Source organism: Arenibacter sp. F26102 (assembly GCF_023015865.1).
In the GTDB taxonomy this organism is placed as follows: Bacteria; Bacteroidota; Bacteroidia; order Flavobacteriales; family Flavobacteriaceae; genus Arenibacter.
Map to the genome: position 1 here is coordinate 149,358 of NZ_JALKBC010000015.1, position 20,998 is coordinate 170,355.

14 protein-coding genes are annotated in these 20,998 nt (G+C 44.0%); all 14 read right to left on the bottom strand.

Annotated features, from left to right (window positions below; translation table 11 throughout):
- Positions 1–78 precede the first annotated feature (78 nt).
- The 14 genes from MWU78_RS18465 to MWU78_RS18530 all read right to left on the bottom strand — a co-directional run bounded on the left by MWU78_RS18465 (position 79) and on the right by MWU78_RS18530 (position 20,934).
- Complete coding sequence (locus MWU78_RS18465) at positions 79–1,260, bottom strand: glycoside hydrolase family 5 protein (protein WP_247000526.1); 1,182 nt, start codon at positions 1,258–1,260, stop codon at positions 79–81.
- 151 nt (positions 1,261–1,411) lie between these two features.
- Positions 1,412–3,010, bottom strand: coding sequence for a carbohydrate binding domain-containing protein (locus MWU78_RS18470; protein WP_247000528.1), 1,599 nt, complete (start codon positions 3,008–3,010; stop codon positions 1,412–1,414).
- A 3-nt stretch (positions 3,011–3,013) separates the two neighbouring features.
- The gene (locus tag MWU78_RS18475) at positions 3,014–4,042 is read right to left on the bottom strand and encodes a DUF5627 domain-containing protein (protein ID WP_247000530.1); all 1,029 of its coding nucleotides are present in this window, start codon (positions 4,040–4,042) and stop codon (positions 3,014–3,016) included.
- Between the two features lie 96 nt (positions 4,043–4,138).
- The gene (locus MWU78_RS18480) at positions 4,139–5,866 is read right to left on the bottom strand and encodes a RagB/SusD family nutrient uptake outer membrane protein (RefSeq protein WP_247000532.1); all 1,728 of its coding nucleotides are present in this window, start codon (positions 5,864–5,866) and stop codon (positions 4,139–4,141) included.
- 20 nt (positions 5,867–5,886) lie between these two features.
- Positions 5,887–8,733: a SusC/RagA family TonB-linked outer membrane protein gene (locus tag MWU78_RS18485; RefSeq protein ID WP_247000534.1), complete on the bottom strand. Its 2,847-nt coding sequence runs from the start codon at positions 8,731–8,733 to the stop codon at positions 5,887–5,889.
- Positions 8,734–8,771: 38 nt separating this feature from the next.
- Positions 8,772–10,574 (bottom strand): RagB/SusD family nutrient uptake outer membrane protein, encoded by a 1,803-nt coding sequence (locus MWU78_RS18490; protein WP_247000536.1) that lies wholly within the window; start codon positions 10,572–10,574, stop codon positions 8,772–8,774.
- Positions 10,575–10,585: 11 nt separating this feature from the next.
- Positions 10,586–13,960 (bottom strand): TonB-dependent receptor, encoded by a 3,375-nt coding sequence (locus tag MWU78_RS18495; RefSeq protein ID WP_247000538.1) that lies wholly within the window; start codon positions 13,958–13,960, stop codon positions 10,586–10,588.
- Positions 13,961–14,518: 558 nt separating this feature from the next.
- On the bottom strand, positions 14,519–15,112 hold the full coding sequence (locus MWU78_RS18500) for an RNA polymerase sigma-70 factor (RefSeq protein ID WP_247000540.1): 594 nt from the start codon (positions 15,110–15,112) through the stop codon (positions 14,519–14,521).
- A gap of 130 nt (positions 15,113–15,242) precedes the next feature.
- The gene (locus tag MWU78_RS18505) at positions 15,243–15,410 is read right to left on the bottom strand and encodes a GatB/YqeY domain-containing protein (RefSeq protein ID WP_247000541.1); all 168 of its coding nucleotides are present in this window, start codon (positions 15,408–15,410) and stop codon (positions 15,243–15,245) included.
- 121 nt (positions 15,411–15,531) lie between these two features.
- Positions 15,532–16,662, bottom strand: a complete 1,131-nt coding sequence (locus MWU78_RS18510; RefSeq protein ID WP_247000543.1) for a bile acid:sodium symporter family protein — start codon at positions 16,660–16,662, stop codon at positions 15,532–15,534.
- A gap of 27 nt (positions 16,663–16,689) precedes the next feature.
- Positions 16,690–17,232, bottom strand: coding sequence for a nuclear transport factor 2 family protein (locus tag MWU78_RS18515; RefSeq protein WP_247000545.1), 543 nt, complete (start codon positions 17,230–17,232; stop codon positions 16,690–16,692).
- Positions 17,232–18,164 (bottom strand): RraA family protein, encoded by a 933-nt coding sequence (locus MWU78_RS18520; RefSeq protein WP_247000548.1) that lies wholly within the window; start codon positions 18,162–18,164, stop codon positions 17,232–17,234. Before MWU78_RS18520 ends, MWU78_RS18515 begins: the two co-directional genes overlap by 1 nt.
- A gap of 60 nt (positions 18,165–18,224) precedes the next feature.
- Positions 18,225–19,160: an RraA family protein gene (locus MWU78_RS18525; protein WP_247000550.1), complete on the bottom strand. Its 936-nt coding sequence runs from the start codon at positions 19,158–19,160 to the stop codon at positions 18,225–18,227.
- Positions 19,161–19,434: 274 nt separating this feature from the next.
- Positions 19,435–20,934, bottom strand: coding sequence for a mandelate racemase/muconate lactonizing enzyme family protein (locus MWU78_RS18530; RefSeq protein ID WP_247000551.1), 1,500 nt, complete (start codon positions 20,932–20,934; stop codon positions 19,435–19,437).
- Between the last annotated feature and the right edge of the window lie 64 nt (positions 20,935–20,998).

The following is a 20,998-nucleotide window of genomic DNA, read 5'->3' on the forward strand; positions in this document are numbered from 1 at the left end:
TGATTTTAACAAATTTAAGACTTCTTCCCTATATCCTGAAACTATTACGATAAGACCCCAATACTCTATGGAAGGAATTTATCTAAGAGAATTAGACCCGGTCACTTCCTCTAATATTGCTTCTGCCACCTCGGGAAATAACCAGAACGTGTTTTCTCGATCGAACAGGGCAAATTCATTCTTGTTCCCGTTATCCCACCAAACGGGACAGATTCCCCTAGTGGCACACCCAGTGGCATAGAAACTTGAATGGGTCAATCGCCCATCTGGATTCTGATGATCGGTTGCCCCCCATTCTCCCATCACCACGGCCTGCCCCTTGACGATAAAATGATCGTAGATCTTATTAAATTCAAGATCTAGCGCCTTTTTTTCGTCCTCTGTTCCCCAAGTGGTATCCTCACCCGAAAGGCAAAAGGTATAGGGAAAATAACTGTGAAGGGAAACCAATACATTCTTGTCGTTGTTGGGAATACGGAAATCGTTCAAGGCTTCAGGCCGGGTAGAAGCGGCATAAGTGGACACCATAAGTTTCCTGGTTGCATTGTTGCCCCCTGTAGCCCTAATAGCATCTACACTCACCTTATGGTACTGGTTCACCACTTCGCGCCCTTCGGCCGTACCCCCTTTCCATTCTTCGGGCGACCCCTCGTGACGGGGTTCATTAAGCGTTTCAAAAATAAGATAGTCTCCATACTCCTTGAAATGCTCGGCAATTTGCGTCCACACCTCTGCCAGTTTCATCTTAACATCTTCGGCCTTGTCATAGGTGGGAATTATCCAAGGGTCATCGTGGTGAATATTGATGATCACGTACATCCTATTGGCAAAAGCGTAATTAGCCACTTCCTCTACCCGATCAAGCCATTCGGCCTCGATTAAATAACCTGGGGCCTCCCCCAGGTGAAACCGCCAGGTGACGGGCAACCGTAGGGTCTTAAATCCAATTCTTGCGATTTCATCGATCATCTTTTGGGTCGTCCTTGGATTGCCCCATGCCGTTTCATCTATATCTTCGGTATCCAGGGCATTTCCGAGATTCCACCCAGCACCCATATCGGCTACAAACTCCATTGATGGCAAATTACGCATCCCCGTATGGGCCGTCCCAGAATTGCCCGATTCTGTTTTATGTGCGCTACAGCCCACCATCAGCAAAATTGCCAGCAGAAATACCGGTCCTCCTAAAAAATATAATAACGTTCTATAGGGGGCATCCCCTGTATTCCTATTATTTTGTGTGTAAATCAGATTTTTCATGTATGTTTTATCCATTTTAATTAACAAACAGTTCTCATATACCCAAACCCTATCTACCCGGAAATAACTGGGGTAGGTAGCCTTTCTAGGGTACAGTGTCCAAAGTATGCTAATCGCCCAATCCTAAGTACTTCTTTCCCATGAAATACACTTACAACTTTTCCAATTTCACGTATTGTATGACTATTCCGTTCGTTTGTTTACCGACATCGAGCAATATACGGGCGCCTGTAGTAGATGCTTTGCCCATTACAAACTCTTTCTCCTCGGTTACGTATTGGTCGTTATTGGAAAGCCATGCCCCATTTCCACCGCCGTCATAGGCCTGGTAGCTATCTCTACCGGTACCGTCTCCGACCGAAAAACTAAGCCAAAAATCGCCTTGTCCGACCATAGCCTTCATAGTTATGGTCATTTTGTATTTGGCCCCTTCCTCCAAAGGTAAAGAAGACCTCATAATCTGAACATCCCAAGATTTGGCTCCCAAAACAATATCCCTGGCCACCAAGACTCCATCTTCAGATTCCATCGAAAGCGACCCTCCCCCATTCTGGTTGGCTTTCCATCCATCAATTCCAGAGGAAAAATCAGATTCATAAATAATCTCCGATCCCAAGGGTATTGCTGCCGCCCCTGAATATCCGGGATAGGAAATAAGTATCTCCGTGGTACCGTCAACAAACGCCTCTCCATCAGCAGGGGTAGCCAAAATACCATAGGTGTCGAAATCAGCGGATGAGACCACTACATCCTCTCCCCCGTTAATCTCCAATTTTATGGAAAGCCCATTTAATTCAATTATCTCCCCATCCCTATATAGTGTTTTTTCAGGCTTGATTGCAACGGACATCCCGGTCACATCCAAAGGATTCACTGTAATGGGCAACATGGCCACTACCCCGGTAGCTTCGTGACGAATTTCAACAGCGGTATCCGACGCTTTTAGTTTATCCTCATTGGCGGGCATCGCCACAATCCCAAAGGCCTCGAATTCTATGTAAGGGATTTTCAATTCGGTTCCACTTACCAACGAATACTTAATAACGGCACCTTCCAATTTTAAACGATCACCTATTTCATAGTTAACCAAATTGGGTGGGGTAGCAATAGTGGCACTTGAGGGAGTGAACGCCTCCACTTGAACGGACTGCGTTGCGGACGCATTTGTGGAGACATAGGTGATTACCACTTCGGAATCCACTTCGGACAGCACCGTCCCGTTGGCCGGGGTTGTTTGGATTGTATTCCCAAAATCGGCAAAGGCCTTATCTTCCAATGACCCATCCTCATAAGCCAAGGACACGACCAGGTCGCCCAGATCAAGCTTTTCCCCGTTTACATAGGATTCCCGCGGTTTATTTTTTACCGCTACGCTCACCACGTTATTAGTCACGATAATAGACTGAATAAGCCCCTTTCCCGAACCCTTATGATTGATACTCAAGGATTGATTTGAAAAATCGAGCTCTGTTCCATTCGCGGGGTCTACAGTAATATTCTCCAAGCCAAAGGATGTAAAAGGAACTTGTACCTCACTGTCTCCCTTCTCAAGGGTGATGACCAAAGTGGTCAGGTCCAATTCTTCTCCAATTACATAGGCCACCTTAGGTAATGTTTTCATTGAGACCCCGGTAACGCCGCCCGCCATATCCTCCTTGTCCTCGCTACAAGAGACGAAGACCGATAGGAGGACTGCCACCAATCCAAATACCCATAAATGAACCTCCCGAAATATACATGTCTTTTTCATTTTCTAATCTTCCTTTAATTTAACTTCAAACTCCTCAAATATAGCCGTACGGTCACGGATGACCAATGTGTCCTTCACCGCATGGGTCTCGGCATTATCGGCATCAGTAAAGGTGTATTCAAGGTAAATGACATCCTTGGGTTTTCCTCCCCAGCTGTCCCCGTCCTCTACATACTTACCCGAACCGGTAATGGCATAGGGGTCCTCTTTAAAACTCGCTATGGAGCAGCTATTGTCCTCACTAAAGGTAAGCTCCATAACCACATTCCCGGGACTTGAATTATCGCCACGCCCAATTACATTTTGCAATGTGACCTTGTTACTACCCGACGTTTCCACCAAAATCACTTCATCATCTACGGTATATTGCTCATTATATTCCCTACCAATAATTGGCGTGCCATTGGTAATCATATCCAGTCCCCTTCTTAAATAATTACCATGAAACTTGTTCATAAACTTGATACCGAACAAAGTGTAATTTTTGGGTTCCACATCCCAATGAGCCGGATTTACCGGATCCGGACTGGAAATGCCCTCATAACTGAGCCCCGTATATAGACTGTCTATATTTTCTGCTTGGGTCATTCGCAGCGGAATCACATAATTGGTAGTATTCACCTTCCCAAAAGAAAGTGTATCACCAAAAAAAGCATCATGCAACTGTACCATTATAGGAGCTTTGGTGCCACCGATGGGTATTACCACAGGACTGGGTGTTTCAAAGGTGTAATAATTAGGTGGCAAGGCCTTTATGTTCTCCACATTGTCCAGCAGCCTATTATCTACTTCAAAGTGAATGCGCCGCTCTTCCTCGTTGCTATACACACCGGTCATAAGGGCCGTTATTGCAAAGCGATGCTTGTTGTCGTTCTCATTAATTCCTAAGTCGTACTTTCCCAGAATAAGGGTACGTGCCGGAAATTGATAGGGAAAATAACTACCTTGAATGTCGTAGTCGGGAAATTCCCAATCCGAATTACTACAGGATACTAGCACCGTGGCTATTAGAAATAAAACCCAATTTCTCATATACATACTAAGAAAATTTATAATTAAACATTTTTTTGATCGACCATAGTCTAGAGACATTCTTGGTCATTATAATTTATTTTAGGTTACCGGCATTTACCATCCCGCGTTTTGCTCCAAGGCATTAAACTTCACTATTTCAGCTTGGGGGATGGGCGCATAATTGGCATTGTCGGGATACACTCTAGGCTCTACCAAAAATTGATTGTAATTGGTCCCATCGAATCTAGAACCATTGACATCGTCAATATTATCAAGCATATTCCATCTTCGAAGGTCATAGAATCGGTGTCCTTCAAAGCAGAGCTCTAGCCTTCGCTCATTGCGGATCATATTGCGCATTTGATCTTTTGAACCAATGCTGGCCAAATAGGTGTCTCCAAGGTCCAATGCAAGGCCGGCCCGTTCCCTGATTGCAGCGATTATGCTGCGGGGCGACAAACCTCCAATGAAATAATCGGGGCCTCCGATTTCATTGGCAGCTTCGGCGAGCATAAGATACAGATCGGTATACCTTAGATAGACACTAAGCTTTTCGGAGGCCGAGATGCTCCCATCGGCACTAATGGTCACCTTTTGGTCCAACAACTTTTTCAGGTAGTATCCAGAACGGGTAGAACGGGATTGCACCTTATCTATCTCATCATTGCCGCCGCCTGTGCCGGTCCTAATCACCCTTCCGTTCAAATCGTTTCCATTGTACAGGATGTACCGTGCCAAGCGAGGATCTCTGTTTTCGAAGGGATTGGCAGGATTATAACTTGGATGGGAGGTTGAGAAAGGAGTACCATCCAACATGGGAAATGCGTCTACCAAATTTTGTGAAGGGTTCACCTGCCCGTTTCCGTTTAGTGAAGGAGGAAACTGGGCACGTTCTATCCATGTTTGCCAAAGCGAAACATTGTTTCTCCACAATACTTCAGGAAAGTTTCTCTGGCCAATAGGAAACTCGTAAAAATCATAATGGCCGTTGGGATCCATACCGGCTATACCGCCTATATCATTTAAAATCTCCGCAATGATATTTGCCGCATCCTGGTAATAATTACCCTTTCCGTCCAAAAACGCTGGACTCGCAGCCATAAGGGCCAACTTTGCCTGAAACGCCCGTATCACTCTCCCACTAATGCGCAGGTCTTGATCCGGTCCGAACACAAACTGGTATTTTTCACCATCAAAGGAATTATATTTTGCCGGGCGTTTAGCCAAGTCGCCGTCATAATCCATGGGCAAATACTCCAAGGCTTCATCAAAATCGGCATTAATTCTGGCCACGGTCTCCTCGAAACCCAATCTTGGAAGGTTAAAATCTGCATCATATTCCAAAAACTCGGAAATATAGGGTACGCCCAACAACTGGCCCGAAGCATCCCTCCCTCCGTGTTCCTGTAATATCCAGAAATGCCACAGTGCTCTCATGGCTATAGCCTCCCCGTACAGGCGTTGTTTAAATAATTCGTTGGTTTCCTCATCACGTTTCCAAACTACCTGATCTACGACTTCAACGAACTTATTGGCATAGAGTACTTTTTCATATTGGTTCCATCTGCTCGTAAAGGTATTTTGCGCATTCCATTCCCCTAAAGCCATACGACGGAAGCCGCTCAAATAATTATGCACCGCATCATCGGTAGCAACATCATTAAACGACAATTGGTAGATCAATCCTTCATAGGCATTGAGCAACACCCCTTCGGCAAAGGCCGGGTCGTAATTCAATCGTTCTTCACCCAACAAATTCTCATCTACAGGCTCTAGTAACGAACAGGCGGCAAAAGACAATGTCAAGCAGAAGGCCCAAGTATATTTGAATAATTTTTTCATGTCTAATCTAAATTATTTAGTTAAAACTTCATTCTAAGTCCCATCGAATAATAGCGATACAAAGGTCCGTTTCCCAATTGCAGCTCTCGGATCTTTTTGTTCTTGGAGAATTCTGCCAAGTTAGACCCCGCCACAAATAGGCTAACATCCTTCAACTTGCATTTCTCGACCATCCTTTTTGGCAAGTCATAGGTAAGTTGCATTCGCTGTACTTTAAAGTTGCTGTTGTCATACATCCAAAAGGTAGAGGTCTTCCCAAAGTTATTGGTATTGCCATTGGCAGAAAGCCTAGGAAAGGTAGCCGTATCGGCCGTGGCCTCTGTCCATCGTCCCAATGCCACTTCAGAATACATATTATCGCCCTGGGGCCGGTAATAACTACCGGACAGAATGGCTTCCGCCCCTAATTCGGCCGTCAAAAGGGCAAAGAGGGTAAACGACTTGTATTTTATACGGATGTCGGACCCAAAACTCCAAGAAGGGGTCCAATTACCGATCTCTACCATGTCCTGATCATTGACCACTCCATCGTTATTCATATCGGCATACTTAAGGTCCCCGGGATTCACATTGCCGTATTGGGTTGGAATGCCCGCCATAAGGGAACCGTCGGCATTAAAATCGTCTACCCCAAAGAAACCTAGGGACTCTAATCCCAAAATAGCATCGGTAGGGGTACCTATTCTGTATTGATATTCATCTTCGTATACTTCGTCAACCTTGGTCCTTTCCGAAGCGGTATAAAGTGCCCTAATCCCAAGATCCAGGTTTAGCTCCCCCACTTGACTGGAATAATTTAGGCCGACTTCAAATCCAGAATATTTATCCTTGTTAAAATTGGTATAGGGTCTAAACGAATTGTAATACCCAGGATATGGTGTAGCGGCCCTGATTACGCGGTCACTGATGATTGAGCGAAAAACATTGGTTTCCACCCATAGTTTTTTCAAGAAAAGCGCCTCAAATCCAAGGTTGTAGTCCGTACGCTTTTCATGGCCCAGGTTGTAGTTTTGGCCCAACTGAATTTTAGTGGACCCATTGCTAAAACTACCTCCATTAGTATCTCCCCATGAATACCCGCCCCCATTTTGATCATATATGGCATCGTATAAAAAGTAGCCAGGGATACCCAAGTCAGAAAAATTGACACCCATGGAAGACCTCAGTTTAAAATAATCTACCCAGGAAGACTCTTTGATAGACTGTTCTTCACTCAGCACATAGGCCATCCCCAGGGTTGGTGCAAATTTGCCTCTGTGACCTTTTGCCAACTTCACCGCATTTACATACGACGAACTCAAGTCTACCAGTAGTCTGTTCTTATAGCTATAATTGAGACCCAGGGCCACGTGACTATTTTTAGAGGACTGTTTTTCCGATTTTTGGTAAGTATTGTTAGCAAACCCTAACAAGGTTCCATCAAAATGATGGTTCTCCCCAAGTTGTTTCTTATAATTTAACAGGCCATAGAAACCGTATCTAATGGTAAAAAGATCGGTGCGCACACTCTCTACCTGATCCTTAAGGTCGTTATCCTTTACGTTTACAAGGTCAATGATTTTGTTCTCTTCGTTCCAAGTAGGCTCATACACGGCGTATTTGTTCCGAATGCTGAGATTGTACAAATTGTAAAAATCAAAACTGACAAAACTCTTGGCCGATAAGCCTTCTGTAATTGCGCTCAGGTCAAAATCAATAGTATTGTTCACCTGGCTCACCCGGGCCATATTGGTTTGGTAACCTCCCGCCACAATATCCGCCAGGGGTACATTGTCGTCATAGGCCTGGCTACCACCCAAAATATACCCGTTAAATTGGTTGGCCGCATCTACTATACCCGCTAGTTGTGTATTCCCTGTGGTATCTATGGCGCTCAACGGAAGTAAGGGCGAATACAAATTAGGCCTGAAGGAACCGCCCGCATTATACATATTGGTCAAAGTACTTCTAGATTGGTCAATAATTGACACTACATCAATACTACTTCTAATCCAATCATTTACCCTAAAATCAATGTTTCCCCGGACGTTGAACCTATTGTCGCCTTTATCATTCTCGTCACTTATGTCCTGTAAGCTGCGGTCCGATTTAAACCCTAGGTTGATATAATATCGAGTATCATTGCTCCCCCCTGAAAAATCGGCGTTCACGTTGGTAAAGGAGGCAAATGGCTTGAAATACTCGCCGCTATAAAAATCCACATCCGGGTATCTGTAAGGGTTACTCCCTGCCCGATAGTTTTGAATATCCTCATCGGCATACAACGCAGGCATTCCATCATTGGCACGTGCCTCATTGTACAGGTCCATGTAGTCGGCAGCATTGAGATACTTAGGCATACGAGAAGGTAATTTGATTCCCGAGCTGGCGTTAATATTGAATTGTTTAGTATTGCCTCCCCTTTTGGTGGTCACGACTATTACCCCATTGAACGCCATAGATCCATAAAGGGCCGTAGCGTTGAGATCCTTAAGCACGGTTATTTCCTCTATCTCCTCCATATTCAATAGATCGATATTTCGTCCGGGAATACCATCTACAACGATCAAAGCCGAACCCAGCCCACGAATATTATCACTCAACTTTAACCCGGTCAGCCGTCCGTTCAGAGCATCTCTGACCCATTGGGTGTTATCATATTTCAAGAAGTCCTGAGGTTTCACCGAAGAGAAAGACCCAACTATCTCCTTCTTTTTCTGGGTTTTGAACCCCATATTTACCTCTTCATCGTATGGCGACAAGATGGAGTCATAATTCGACAATTGAACGTAGGTGGAATCAATTTGCTGAGCAGTCAATGAAGCGGAAAACAACATGTAGAAGCATCCAAACAGGAAAGTTTTTGCATATATATTATAGTGCATCATATAGTTTTTTATTATCAAATAGTGAAATATAACAGTTGTTACCATCCTGGATTTTGAGGGAATCCTTCGTACAGTTCAGTATCGTTCTGAGGAAGCGGTAACCAGTAGTGTTTTTCATCAAAAACTTTGGTTCTCAAAACCCTTTCTACCAAATTAATAGGTTTTCCATCCGCATTGCGGTCAAACAAAATTTCTGTCTTCAACTTGTATTTCATGTCAGTGCCAAGTTTCCACCGTCTCACGTCCATCCATCGGTGGGCTTCCCATGCCATTTCCACGGCACGCTCCCTTCGAACTTCATCCATAAATTTTTCAACATTGGTAAGGTATTCGGGTGCCACGTTCAAACTGCCGTCGGGCACCGCCCTTTCCCTTATTTTGTTGATCGCATCAAGGGCCGACATGCTAAATCCGGACGGAGCACCATTGATTCCATACGCCATTAGGGCCGATTCTGCATACATCAAATACACATCGGTAAGACGCACATGGGACCTCCATGCAAATCCATATTGATTGTCGAATTTATTATGTGTCAAGGGAAACCATTTTTTGGCGACATACCCTGTACGAGTGCCATTTTCAATTGCTGGATACCGGTGAACCCCTCCATTGTTGAATTGGGCAAACCTGTTTTTCTCATTATTACCGGTTGCGGCCCCTAGATTTTTGACCATTTGATCGCCATCCACCACTACCCACTTGTAAAAACGGGGATCTCTATTGGCCCAAGGGTCGCCAGCATCGTAATTGGGGCTGTCCTCACATGCTAAGCCATCGTTCATTCCAAAATAGTTATATATGTAGTTATGGGTCGGATAGGATGTTTTATTATCAACCCCCATGGACCCTATCTGCCAGTTGCCAGGTAAATACCCCCCAAACCATCCAACATTGCCAGCTTGGCTGAAGATAAACTCGGTAGAATAAGGATAACGATTTTGATTGGAGTAGAACACAGAACCATAATCTTCCCAGCTGATCAATTGATACCGGGATATTTGTAATACTTGTGCAAATGCCTCCGCCGCCCTTTGGCAGAGCTCCTTGTTATAGGCGTAGGTATTGTCATTGCCTTGCATCAAGGGACTGGCGGCATACAGCAGGTTCTTGCCCTTTAGGGCCAAAGCGGCTCCTTTAGTGATCCTGAACATATTTTGACCATTGGTCTTTACTCCGGGCGCAAAATTGGGGTCGTCCCAATCTACGGGCAATAGGTCCGCTGCCCTTTGAAAATCCTCATCAATTTTCAATGCGGTCTCGGCCCATTCTGTGGGTCTTTCAATTTTCCAATCATCGGCGAGTACACGGTCTATGTATGGCATACTTCCCCAAAATTTCATAAGCTCATGATGAAAAAAGGCCCGGAAAAAGTAAGCTTGGCCCATTATGGCATCCACTTCCTGTGGGGTCGCATCCTTTAAAAGTTCGGGCGCACTCCCGATTACAATATTCGCTTTTCTTATACCCGCCCAGCTACTAGGCCATATAGCATGCCTGCTAAACGGCAGGTCGGACGAAGTATTCCCCCCCCCGGTAAACATACTTCCGGCCCCTTGCCAGTTCCAATAATTTCCTTCATCTATAGCATAATCAAAAAGCCAAGTATCAACGCCAATGGCATCCTCGCCATAGCACATGTAGTGCTGCCAATGGGCAGCCGTAGAATAATCTACGATCATGGCGTACATTTCCTCTACGAAACCTTGGGCATTGTTAAAGTTCTTGAAAACCTCATCGACGGTGAGATCGGTCTCTAGGGTTTTATCCAAATAGTCCTCACAAGAAAAAAACACTCCTATTAGGCACGTCGTATATATTAGTTTGAATACTTTATTCATTGTTTTCTTCCTTAAAAGTTAATATTAAGCCCCAAATTGAATCTTTTGAAGGTAGGGTAGTTGCCACGGAATTGATCTTGATTGCCGGTATTATTCTGCCGGTCATCTGGAAGATCGGACCAGAACGCCAAATTATTACCGCTCACATACAACTTGTATTGACTTCCCTGTTCCGTTTTAAAGGTGTATCCCAACTCGAGGTTGTTTAACCTTACAAAGGAAGAATCGTACCAATTTCGATAGGAATCGGTTCCTCCGGCGGCACTGGCCCACGAGGGAAGCACCTCGGTACCCCTGGGATTGTCTACGCTCCAATAATCAGATTTAAATTCGAAGAACAAGGGCTTCTCCCCTACAAAGGTGCGATCTTCATAGAGTTTGTTCACATTGTTCACCCCGTAAAACTGCACCATAAATGACCAATTTTTATACCCGGTCCCGAGACCAAGGCTGTAGGAATTTTGGGGCCGAACAGTATATCCGTAGGGAGCATTGTCATCTCCGTTTACGAGTCCGTCCGAATTAAAATCTATCTCATCGTAAAAACCGGGTCGACGGGACGCTTGGTTGTTATTCATTGGCGTAGACCCGTACACCTCGTCCCAAGAGGTCATCAATTCGCCCCTGATCACTTCCCGTGGCTGGCCAATGGCAAAGCCCTGACTTTTTTGATAGGCTTCCTTTAATTCGGGATCTTCCTTATAAATAATTTCATCCTTGGCCTTGGTAAAGGTAAACTCAGACCATACGTTCCAATTAACGGTTAATTGATGTTTTAGGTTAAGGGTCAATTCGACCCCCTCTACCGTAGTTTCCCCAATATTTACATCAGCCGGATCAAAGCCTATAAAACTGGGTACGCTTCGATTGTTCGCAGGTACAATGATGTCGTGTCGATCTTCCTTAAAAAGGTCCAGTTCCAAACTGATCGCATTTTTAAGCATGCTAAATTCAAACCCTACGTTGGCCTTTTCCGAAGTTTCCCATTGCAGAAATTGGTTTCCGATTACACTCTCCTTATAGAAAGTATAGGGCGATTTAGCCCCCCACAGGTTTGAATTGTTCATAAAGGCCTTTCCTCCGCTGGCCCATTGCGAAATATAAGCCCATCTATTGCCTGAACTATCATCTCCAACAATTCCGTAAGAGCCCCTGATTTTAAATTTGTCCAACCAAGTGGAATTTTCCAAAAAAGGCTCGTTGCTAACCATCCAACCCAAGGCTACAGAGGGGAATAATTCAAACTTATAACCCGGACCATATTTCTCCGATCCGTTATAGGCCCCATTCACATCAATAAAGTACCGGTTATCGTAATTATAGGTGACACGTCCTACCCAATCTTCGCGATATCGGGGAAACATGCTACCAATGGCGTATTCCTCCCTGTTCATCAGCATCAACGCCGTAGTATTGTGCTTTTCGGCAAAAGTTTTATCGTAATTAAGAGATAGCTGGTAGAACAAACGCCTGCTGGTGCCCGAGTCATCAATGGTCAAGGGATCCAGATACCATGGTTTGATTACAAAGTCAAATTGGTTAACCCCTATGGGCGAAAGCAATTGTTCCGTCCCGTCCGGATTATAAATTTTATAGATTACGTTTACGCTACCTCCGGGATTATCTTCCTTAACACCCCCAGAGCCACTAAAATTATTATCATAAGATAGGGAACCCCTAAAACTCAACCCTTTTAGGAGAAAGTCAAGCTTTTGAGTCAAGACAAAATCGCTGTTCACCTGTACCCTATGGCTTTGCGTAGAGCCTTTGGCCGACAACAGTTCGGCGGGATTGGCAAGCTCAAAGTCTGAGATCGCGGTCCGTCCATAGGTACCATCATCAAAAACTGGATAGAACAAATTAGGTGCCAGTGCATAGATACTGCTATATAGTAACAACCGGTTGGCCTCATTTCCTTGTTGAATGCCGTAATACCCCGATAGGTTCACCGAAAAACGTGTGGTGGGGGTAATATCAAAATCAATATTGCTCCTATAATTGAATCGGTCATAGTCAAAATTGGCTTCATATCCTCTGCCGTTATCATATTTGCCACCATCGAAGATATCCCCGACATGTTGATATGTAAGGGCACCAAAATACTTCACAAAATCAGTACCTCCACTAACCGATAGGTTAATCCTATGATCTAGGGCGTAATCCTTTTGAGTGGCGTCCACCCAATCCACGTTCGGGTACAAGGTGCGCTCCAAATCATTCGCAGGGTTACGGTATTTTTCGATTACATCCAACGGCGTATAATTCCTCCAGGCCTCTTCTTTCACGGGTACGGTTCTTTCAATAGACTCATTGGCCACCAAAAAGCTATCGTACGAATCATATTTTTCGGGTAATTTTGAAGGTATTTTTAGGGCCGTACTGGCAGAAAAGGAAAGTTGTGCTTTCCCCTTGGCCCCGCGTTTAGTCGTTATAAGGATAACCCCGTTCGCCCCCTTTACCCCAAAAACGGCGGTAGCAGAAGCATCCTTTAATACAGACAGACTCTCAATGTCGCCCGTGTCAATATCGTTCATACTACGTTCAATCCCATCTACCAAGATTAAAGGCTGGCCACCCCCGTTCCAAGTACTTTGACCCCGTATGTATATTTCGGGAGATTCATCCCCTGGTCGCCCAGTTGATGATATGGTCGTAACACCGGGCAATCGTCCAGTAAGAGCCTGCCCTACTGTGGACACTCCTCCCGATTGCATCAATTTTTCGCCGCTCACCTGAACTATGGATCCTACAACACTTTCTTTCTTTTGTGTACCATACCCCACGATGATAACCTCGTCAAGCACGGCAGCCTCACCAGTCAGCACTACATCAATGGTACTTCGGCCGTTCAACATAAAGGTCTGTGTCCCAAAACCAATGTAACTCACGATCAAGGTAGCATCTTCCGGCACCTTGATGACATAATTACCATCAAAATCCGTCATCACCCCATTAGTGGTTCCTTTTTCAATAATATTGGCCCCGACAACTGGTTTGCCCGTGTCGACATCGGTAATGGTACCGCTTACCGTTATGGTTTCCTGTTCAACCCCATGCAGGTTGGAAAGTTTGCCCGAAAGTTTATTTTTTCGGGATGTTAAAAATATCTGTTCATTAAAAACCTTGTAATCGGTCCGGGTCTCGCGGAAGACCTTATCCAAAACCAATTGAATTTCCTCATTTTCCACTTTAAGTTTTATTTTCCGATACAGGTCAACATCCTTAATCTTATAGACAAATCGAAAATCGGTCTGACTTTCGATGATTCTCAACAAATGTGAAACCTCTACACCATTGAGGTCAAGGGTCACCGTTTTCTGGGAATAAGAGTTGTTGGCCCGTAGGAGAAAAAGAGATGTAAAAATAAGCAGGAGTGAGAGCTTCATTTTTAGATCAAAATTTAATAAGAAAATAGGCACTGATATGCATTGTAATCGTTTTTTCATACCTTTGAAATCTCGAATTTTGGTTGATACTCGTTTTAATCGACCACACTAGTTAAGCGGGGAATGCAGCAACATTCCCCGCTTTTTTTTATGGTTAAATGTTCGTTGTTATTTCATCTTCTGATTTTTTTTCCATTATACATTCATTTAAGTTATTTCCTTTCTTCGCCTTAATCGGCATAATTAAAGAGTTCGTTTTGCGCAAGACGAGCCTTTTTCCTGAGGATTTGAAAGTTTCGCGAGAACTGACCATTCTGGTATATTCTCGAAATTACAGGCCACCCTAAACAATACCTGACTACCCTCGTCCTATCAGAACAAGGTTCCCTCCTATAATACAATCCAGAGCCGGCCGACTACTATGCAGTTTTAATAAATATTTACGTAAACATTAAGAAATAATCAGGAAAAATGCGGACATCCCAATAAGAACGGACTATCCCGAGAATTGTTAAATTTATAAATTGAAGTGCTTTTTTATGTTAATTAAGTAATGAATCAATTTATAATTAACAATATTGACAGCAAGAGAACAATATCACCATGCAGCATAAGGTAATCCCGGATAATCGACAGGGCCTTGCTCATCTGATTTTTTACGGTATTTGGGGAAATCCCAAGTTCAGACCCGATTTCCTCGTAGCTTTTCCCATGATTGCGCGACATCGTATAAATCTGTCTACAACGGGGCGGTAAGGCAGCGATAGCTCCATTTTGAAGCTTTTCCAAATCTGCCTCTGCCAGTCCATTATCAGAAGAAACGCTCGATAACTGGCTTTCATAAAAAACATTGTGCGCCAAAAACCTGTCCTGAGCGGCTTTCTTCAGAAAATTAAAACAAAAATTCTTGGTAATGGTAAAGAGGAAGGATTTAAAGGATAGGTTGGGATTGAGTTTCTCGCGATAGGACCAGACCTTGACAAAGACATCTTGGGTAATTTCCTCGGCCTGGACCCTTTGTTTGACAAGTTTGGTACTATATGCAAGAATATCATTGTGATAATGATCGAACAACCATCTAAATGCGGACTCATCTCCGGAACTTAATGCAGCTACTTTTTCGGCAGTTTTATCCCCGCTAGTTCTACTCACAGAGAAACCTCTTTATTGAATTCAAAAAAAACATGCCCTAAACTTACTAATAATTTATAATATTACAATTTATTTTTTTAAATCAAGACCAAAAATTATAATTGCATAATTAAATAAGTGGATGTTATGTTTAAAATAACAATTTAGGTCTTATTCCAAATAACTTTTGTCTGGACCGGTGGATTACCAGCAAGTTACTTACCACAATCTGAGCCAATTCAGGTTCTATCAAATCATCCAGGCATTGATCGGCGAAAATGGCGGCACTATCCTTTAGCTGCTTTACCAATCGCTGCACGATTTTTATCTCTTGTTCCGAAGAATGTCCGGCTCACCTACCTGTTTCGGTCTAGGACAGTAAAACAAAAAAAAGGAACAACAGTTTCCCATTGTTCCTTTATCAACTAAACTAACTCAACTCAAATTACTGTATTTTTTTCTTTGTAATGTCTCTCTCCATAGACTCTAGAAGGCTTAGTTTCTTTTTTGTGCCAATAGGTTGCCAGTATAGATCCCGTAATGTTCATCAATGGCCCAAATACCGCTGGGGCCAGTCCCATGGTCGCTATCTTGCCCAATGAATTGGCTATCCCTGAGGCAAGCCCTCCATTTTGCATTCCCACTTCCAAAGCAATCGTGCGTGCATCCTGTTCCTTCAATTTCAATAGGCGAGCGTACCAATACCCCAGCATATAGCCAAATAGGTTGTGTATAAGCACCAATAACATCAAGATTCCGCCGATATCCAAAAGGCTGTCCCTTCCCGCTGCCGTAATTACAATAATGATAAGTCCAATACCCAGCATGGAAATTACGGGTAGTGCCTTGTCCAACCATTTTGCCTTATCTCCCCGCAAACGGTTAAAGAAAAGTCCAACACCCAGGGGTAAAATAATCATCTTTACAATACTCCACATCATATCCAGCACATCTATTTCTATAAATTCCCCAGCCAAGAACTTCATAAGAAGCGGAGTTATAAAGGGTGCAAGAATGGTAGAGATGGAGGTAATAGTGATGGAAAGTGCCAAGTTGGCCTTGGCCAAATAGGCCATTACATTGGAGGCCACCCCACTAGGAGAACAACCGATCAGAACGATCCCTGCCGCGATCTCCGGTGGGAAATTGCTATATTTTGCCAGAGCAAAGCCCATTAGGGGCATAATTCCCAACTGGGCGGAGACTCCTACCAAGACCCCTTTGGGCGACTTAATAACTTCTGCAAAATCGCCCAGTTTCATGGAAGTCCCCATGCCGAACATAATTAGCTGGATCAAGGGTATGATCAGTCCCGTAAGTTTAAAATCCCCGATCTGCAAAAAATATTCGGGGTAATACAGCGCCAGTACCACTCCCGCAAATATAGAGGCGGTAAAAACATAACTGTTCAAGGATTTGTATCCACTGAAGCCAAGGGCCAAGAGTGCAAAAAACGCCATTATCAAAAGACCGGCATGTTCAATGTTACCCCTAAAGACCATCCCAAGTATGAACAGCAACAATAAGGAGGCCATGCCTAGGCTAATGGAATAAATATTCAATTTTTTCAAAATAGTTTGGTTTAGGTTATTATGGTCCTAGTTGGGCAATTTATAGGCCTGTCTGGCCAAAAGTCTGAGCTTGCTGTCCTTTCCTTTTTGGTATACCTGTACATTTCCGATACGGATATCTACAGGCTCCCCTTCATTGGTGGCCCTGGCCAAGAAAATGTGTCTGACAATGACCGTGTTCCCTGAAATATGGATAGTCTGATCAGGGGCCTCCACAGACAAAAAATTGAATGGGCCATTCACGATATCATCTATGAAAGCCGCCCTGTCCTGGATCAGTCCGCTCGAATGCCCATAGGTAAGTTCCTCTGCGCAAAGAGCTTCCATTAGTTCCACGGTCGGGTCTACCATGGCAATATTGAAAGCCATAACGGCATGTTGAACTTCATCGGTCGTAGCAGAATCTTGTCCCAGCTCCATAGTATCGGTAGAGGTTATGTCTTTTGCTTGCTTTTCATTTTGTTTGCACCCCATCAAAACAAACAGAGCGAACAATATAGTAATCCAAAAGCCTCTTATTTTTTCAATACCGTTCAAGTCTATCATTTTCATAAATTTACGTTGTCCCATTACCATGTCCTTTTGCTTAAAACCTTGTCCAGCGTCTCTTTGGACATTCTTGCCAATTCGGGGTGTTTGCCCAACCATACCAAGAATTCCTTTTTTAACTGTTCTGTCCATTGGCTGTCTATCTCGCCAGTGGAATATTTCTTGGTCCTTACCATCTCAAAGCCAAACTGGTCTTTAAGGGCCACAAACTCGGCAGTACCCACTACCTGTTCCGCCAAGTGAGCTGGAATAAAAAGTACACCCTCCCTTTTGGCAAGGACAAGATCACCGGGCAATACCATTACGTGGCCGATCCGTATGGGCGTGTTGAGCCCCATGAGCACTTCCTCCTCAAGAAAGGATGGGTGAAAATCGCGTACAAAGGCATTGAACCCTTCCATTTGGCTTATGCTCTCTAGGTCCCTTGCACTGCCATTAAAAACTACCCCGTTACCGGACTTGCTGTAAATGGAGGTTGCCAATGTAGCTCCCATAAGGGTACCCGCGTCGATCTTGCCAAAACTATCGGCCACATATACATCCCCCTTGGTAAGCACCTCTATAGGCCAGGAATTGGTGTTGCCCTTCCTACCTTGTGAACTTATTCCCCTTGCCTTGATGTTCTTCTCCACATCGGGGCGACTAGGCATGAACAATGCAGTAAGTGCCCTACCTACAATGGGAACATCGTTATGGACCATTTTCCAATTGCCCTCAAACTGGTTCTTGTATCCTTCATTTTCAAGGACCGTCCAGGCATCATCGATACCGATCTTTTTTGCTCGCTCCAAAAGGTCGTCCGAAATCTTGGGGCGGCCGTCATCGAAACGTGCCCCTTTCCATTCGGAGGTCAAAAAAATGAGCTCCTCCTTTGGAAGGGTCTGTGCTGATATCACATTGGTTTGTAAGAGAAAGAAAAAAACGATTATCAGTAGTTCTTGGTAACTTTTCATAGCTTAGATTAAAATTCCATTTTTAATTCATTTATCCCCCGATTTCCAGGGTTTTGGGTATTATTCCTTCCCCATACGAGACAAGTAGGCTTCAATATCTTGTTTAGTCACAGTAAGTTCTCCTGGATGTTTGGAAAACCAGGCCCTATATTCATTTTTTATCTTGTCCGACCAATCTCCATGAATTTCACCACTTGGATATTTCGCTTGCTGTAATAAAAACCTTTCGAATTCGTCTCTCAGCGAAGTAAGTTCTGAGGCTGAGACCAACGCTTGTACCATATGCGCAGGTATAAACGCTACGCCATACTCATTAGCAAAAACCACATCACCTGGAAAAACCGTCACTTCACCAATTCGGATGGGCATATTAATCGAAGTCGGGGTCATGTCCTTGATATAGGAGGGGTCATGCCCTTTGACCCATGCGTTAAAACCTTCGGTATCTTTCAATTCCTGCATGTCCCGAACAGAGCCATAAAAAATAACGCCCCTACCAGTCCTGCCATATATTGCGTTTCCAAGACTGGAGCCAATTAGTGTACCATCCTTGACTTTTCCGTAACCATCGGCTACATAAATATCTCCTTTTGTCAATATGTCTATAGGCCAAATATTTATGCCCCCTTGCTGGGAACGCCCCTCTAATTTACCCGCTGCCTTCACAATACTGTCTAAGTCTGGCCTAGTCGGCATGAACTGGGTGGTCACCACCCGCCCGGTCATGGTTTCTCCCGGTTTCAAGATAATCCAGTCCTTGGCAACTTGGTTACGATAACCCTTATGATACATGTATCCCCAAATCTGTTCCAAGGTGGCTTTTTTTAGTTGGTCTAGAACCAAATCCGAAACCTTAGGGCGGCCGTCCACTAGACGTTCACCTTCCCATTGGGAGGTTATAGCTTTTACATATTCTGGGGATGCCCCAACGCTTTGGGCTCCTGCATACCAAATACTTGCCACTAGTGCAAGGCATAAACTCATGTTCTGTCTCATAGTTAATTGTTGATGTTTCTTAAGAATACTTTAATATTAATACCAGAAAGTAAGTCCATAGCAAACTGCCACGCCCTGCAAAAAACATATACCTACCTTTCCTAACCCTAATGCGAATAAATATTCTTACTAGACTATTAAATGGTTATTGTCCTTTCTAACCAAAGGGCCCCGAGAGTTTTCTTCCCGAGGTCTCCTTGGATAAAACTAAATTATCATAAAAATATACTAATGGTAAGTGTTCATTTCCCACATAATCCTAAGTTCATAGAGATTAACTGTAGGTCCTGTCATGAGATCTTAATTCGTTCCACTCAGGCGTAGGCCTGAAGAAGCTCGTATCTCTTGGGTCAAGATGTTTCTTGATGACCTCCTCATTTAACTCTATACCTAGCCCGGGTGCTGTAAGCGATACCGGTGCAAAGCCTTTATCAATCATTTTTCCGCCATCCACCATGGTGACAAGGTCTTCCCACCAAGGCAAATCTACCGAATGGTGTTCAAGAGATAAGAAATTTTGAGTTGCTGCGGCGCAGTGTACATTAGCCATGAAGGATACCGGAGTACCGGCCTGATGCATCGCCATAGCTATCCCAAATTCTTCTGCATAATCTCCAATACGTTTAGTTTCAAGTAACCCTCCTGAAGATGCCAGGTCGGGATGCACAATATCCACTGACCGATTGTGGATCAGCGGTTTGAAATTCTCCAAGAAATGGATATCCTCCCCAGTAGTAGTTGGGGTTTCTATGGCATCTGAAATGGTTTTCCATTGCTCCGTATACTGCCAAGGAACCATGTCCTCAAACCAAGCCAATCGATATTTGTCAAGCGCCCGGGCGAGCCTAATTCCGTTATTCAAATCGAAATGCCCGTAGTGGTCGGTGGATATTGGAATCTCGTATCCCACCATATTCCTGACATCTTCAACGACCTTTTGGAGGTGCTCAAGGCCTTTCTCCGTAATCTGGATTTGGGTGAAGGGGTGCATTGTATTACCGTAGGACATATAATTTTTTCTGTCGCCCCACTGAGCCAGATTTTGTTGGGAATTCTCCCAAAACTTCCCGTTAACCACCGTACCTGGAATACCCTTTAATTCTCCAATTGACACATCCATTTTAAGCCAGGTATAGCCCTGTTCTTTTACTCTAAAATCGATAAGTTTTTGTTGTTCTTCTGGGGAGGATGCTTCAGGGGTGTCAGCATACAAACGTACTTTATCACGATACCTTCCTCCCAACAACTGCCAGGCAGGAACGTTATAAGCCTTTCCACACAAGTCCCAAAGTGCCATTTCAACTGCGCAGACCCCTCCAGCTTGCCGGGCTGGACCGCCAAATTGTTTAATACTCTTAAAAATCATTTCTACGTTACAGGGGTTTTGGCCAAGGATGCGGCTTTTGAGCATCAGAGCATAACGAACATCAGCGGCATCTCTTACTTCTCCAAGACCATAAATTCCCTGATTAGTATCAATGCGAATAATGGCCGTTCCTCCCATTACTTTGGTCAGCGCATAGCGCATGTCGGTTATCTTAAGGTCTGAGGGTGCTGAGGCCCTGGCCACCTTTGAAGTGGTAGCTGCTACAGTATCCTCGAATGAATAACCCATGAAACTGGATAAGCCAATCCCTCCCAAGGCCGTTTTCTTTAAGAAGTTACGCCGGGCATCCGCCGTCTTGGGGTTCATGATTTCCTTTTGAAGTGAATCCTTATAATCCGCTTCCTCCTTTTTGTTCTTGGAAATAATCTCTTTTAATACATTTTTCATAAAAGTGGTTTTAAAATAAAATTATGTTTTATACTTGTTTTTTTTATATTCACGACGCCATCGA

Coding starts and splice junctions, on each gene's coding strand:
- MWU78_RS18520 (WP_247000548.1), bottom strand. CDS start 18,164: ATGAAAAGTTACCAAGAACTACTGATAATCGTTTTTTTCTTTCTCTTA.
- MWU78_RS18475 (WP_247000530.1), bottom strand. CDS start 4,042: ATGAGAAATTGGGTTTTATTTCTAATAGCCACGGTGCTAGTATCCTGT.
- MWU78_RS18470 (WP_247000528.1), bottom strand. CDS start 3,010: ATGAAAAAGACATGTATATTTCGGGAGGTTCATTTATGGGTATTTGGA.
- MWU78_RS18465 (WP_247000526.1), bottom strand. CDS start 1,260: ATGAAAAATCTGATTTACACACAAAATAATAGGAATACAGGGGATGCC.
- MWU78_RS18485 (WP_247000534.1), bottom strand. CDS start 8,733: ATGATGCACTATAATATATATGCAAAAACTTTCCTGTTTGGATGCTTC.
- MWU78_RS18480 (WP_247000532.1), bottom strand. CDS start 5,866: ATGAAAAAATTATTCAAATATACTTGGGCCTTCTGCTTGACATTGTCT.
- MWU78_RS18525 (WP_247000550.1), bottom strand. CDS start 19,160: ATGAGACAGAACATGAGTTTATGCCTTGCACTAGTGGCAAGTATTTGG.
- MWU78_RS18495 (WP_247000538.1), bottom strand. CDS start 13,960: ATGAAGCTCTCACTCCTGCTTATTTTTACATCTCTTTTTCTCCTACGG.
- MWU78_RS18490 (WP_247000536.1), bottom strand. CDS start 10,574: ATGAATAAAGTATTCAAACTAATATATACGACGTGCCTAATAGGAGTG.
- MWU78_RS18530 (WP_247000551.1), bottom strand. CDS start 20,934: ATGAAAAATGTATTAAAAGAGATTATTTCCAAGAACAAAAAGGAGGAA.
- MWU78_RS18515 (WP_247000545.1), bottom strand. CDS start 17,232: ATGGGACAACGTAAATTTATGAAAATGATAGACTTGAACGGTATTGAA.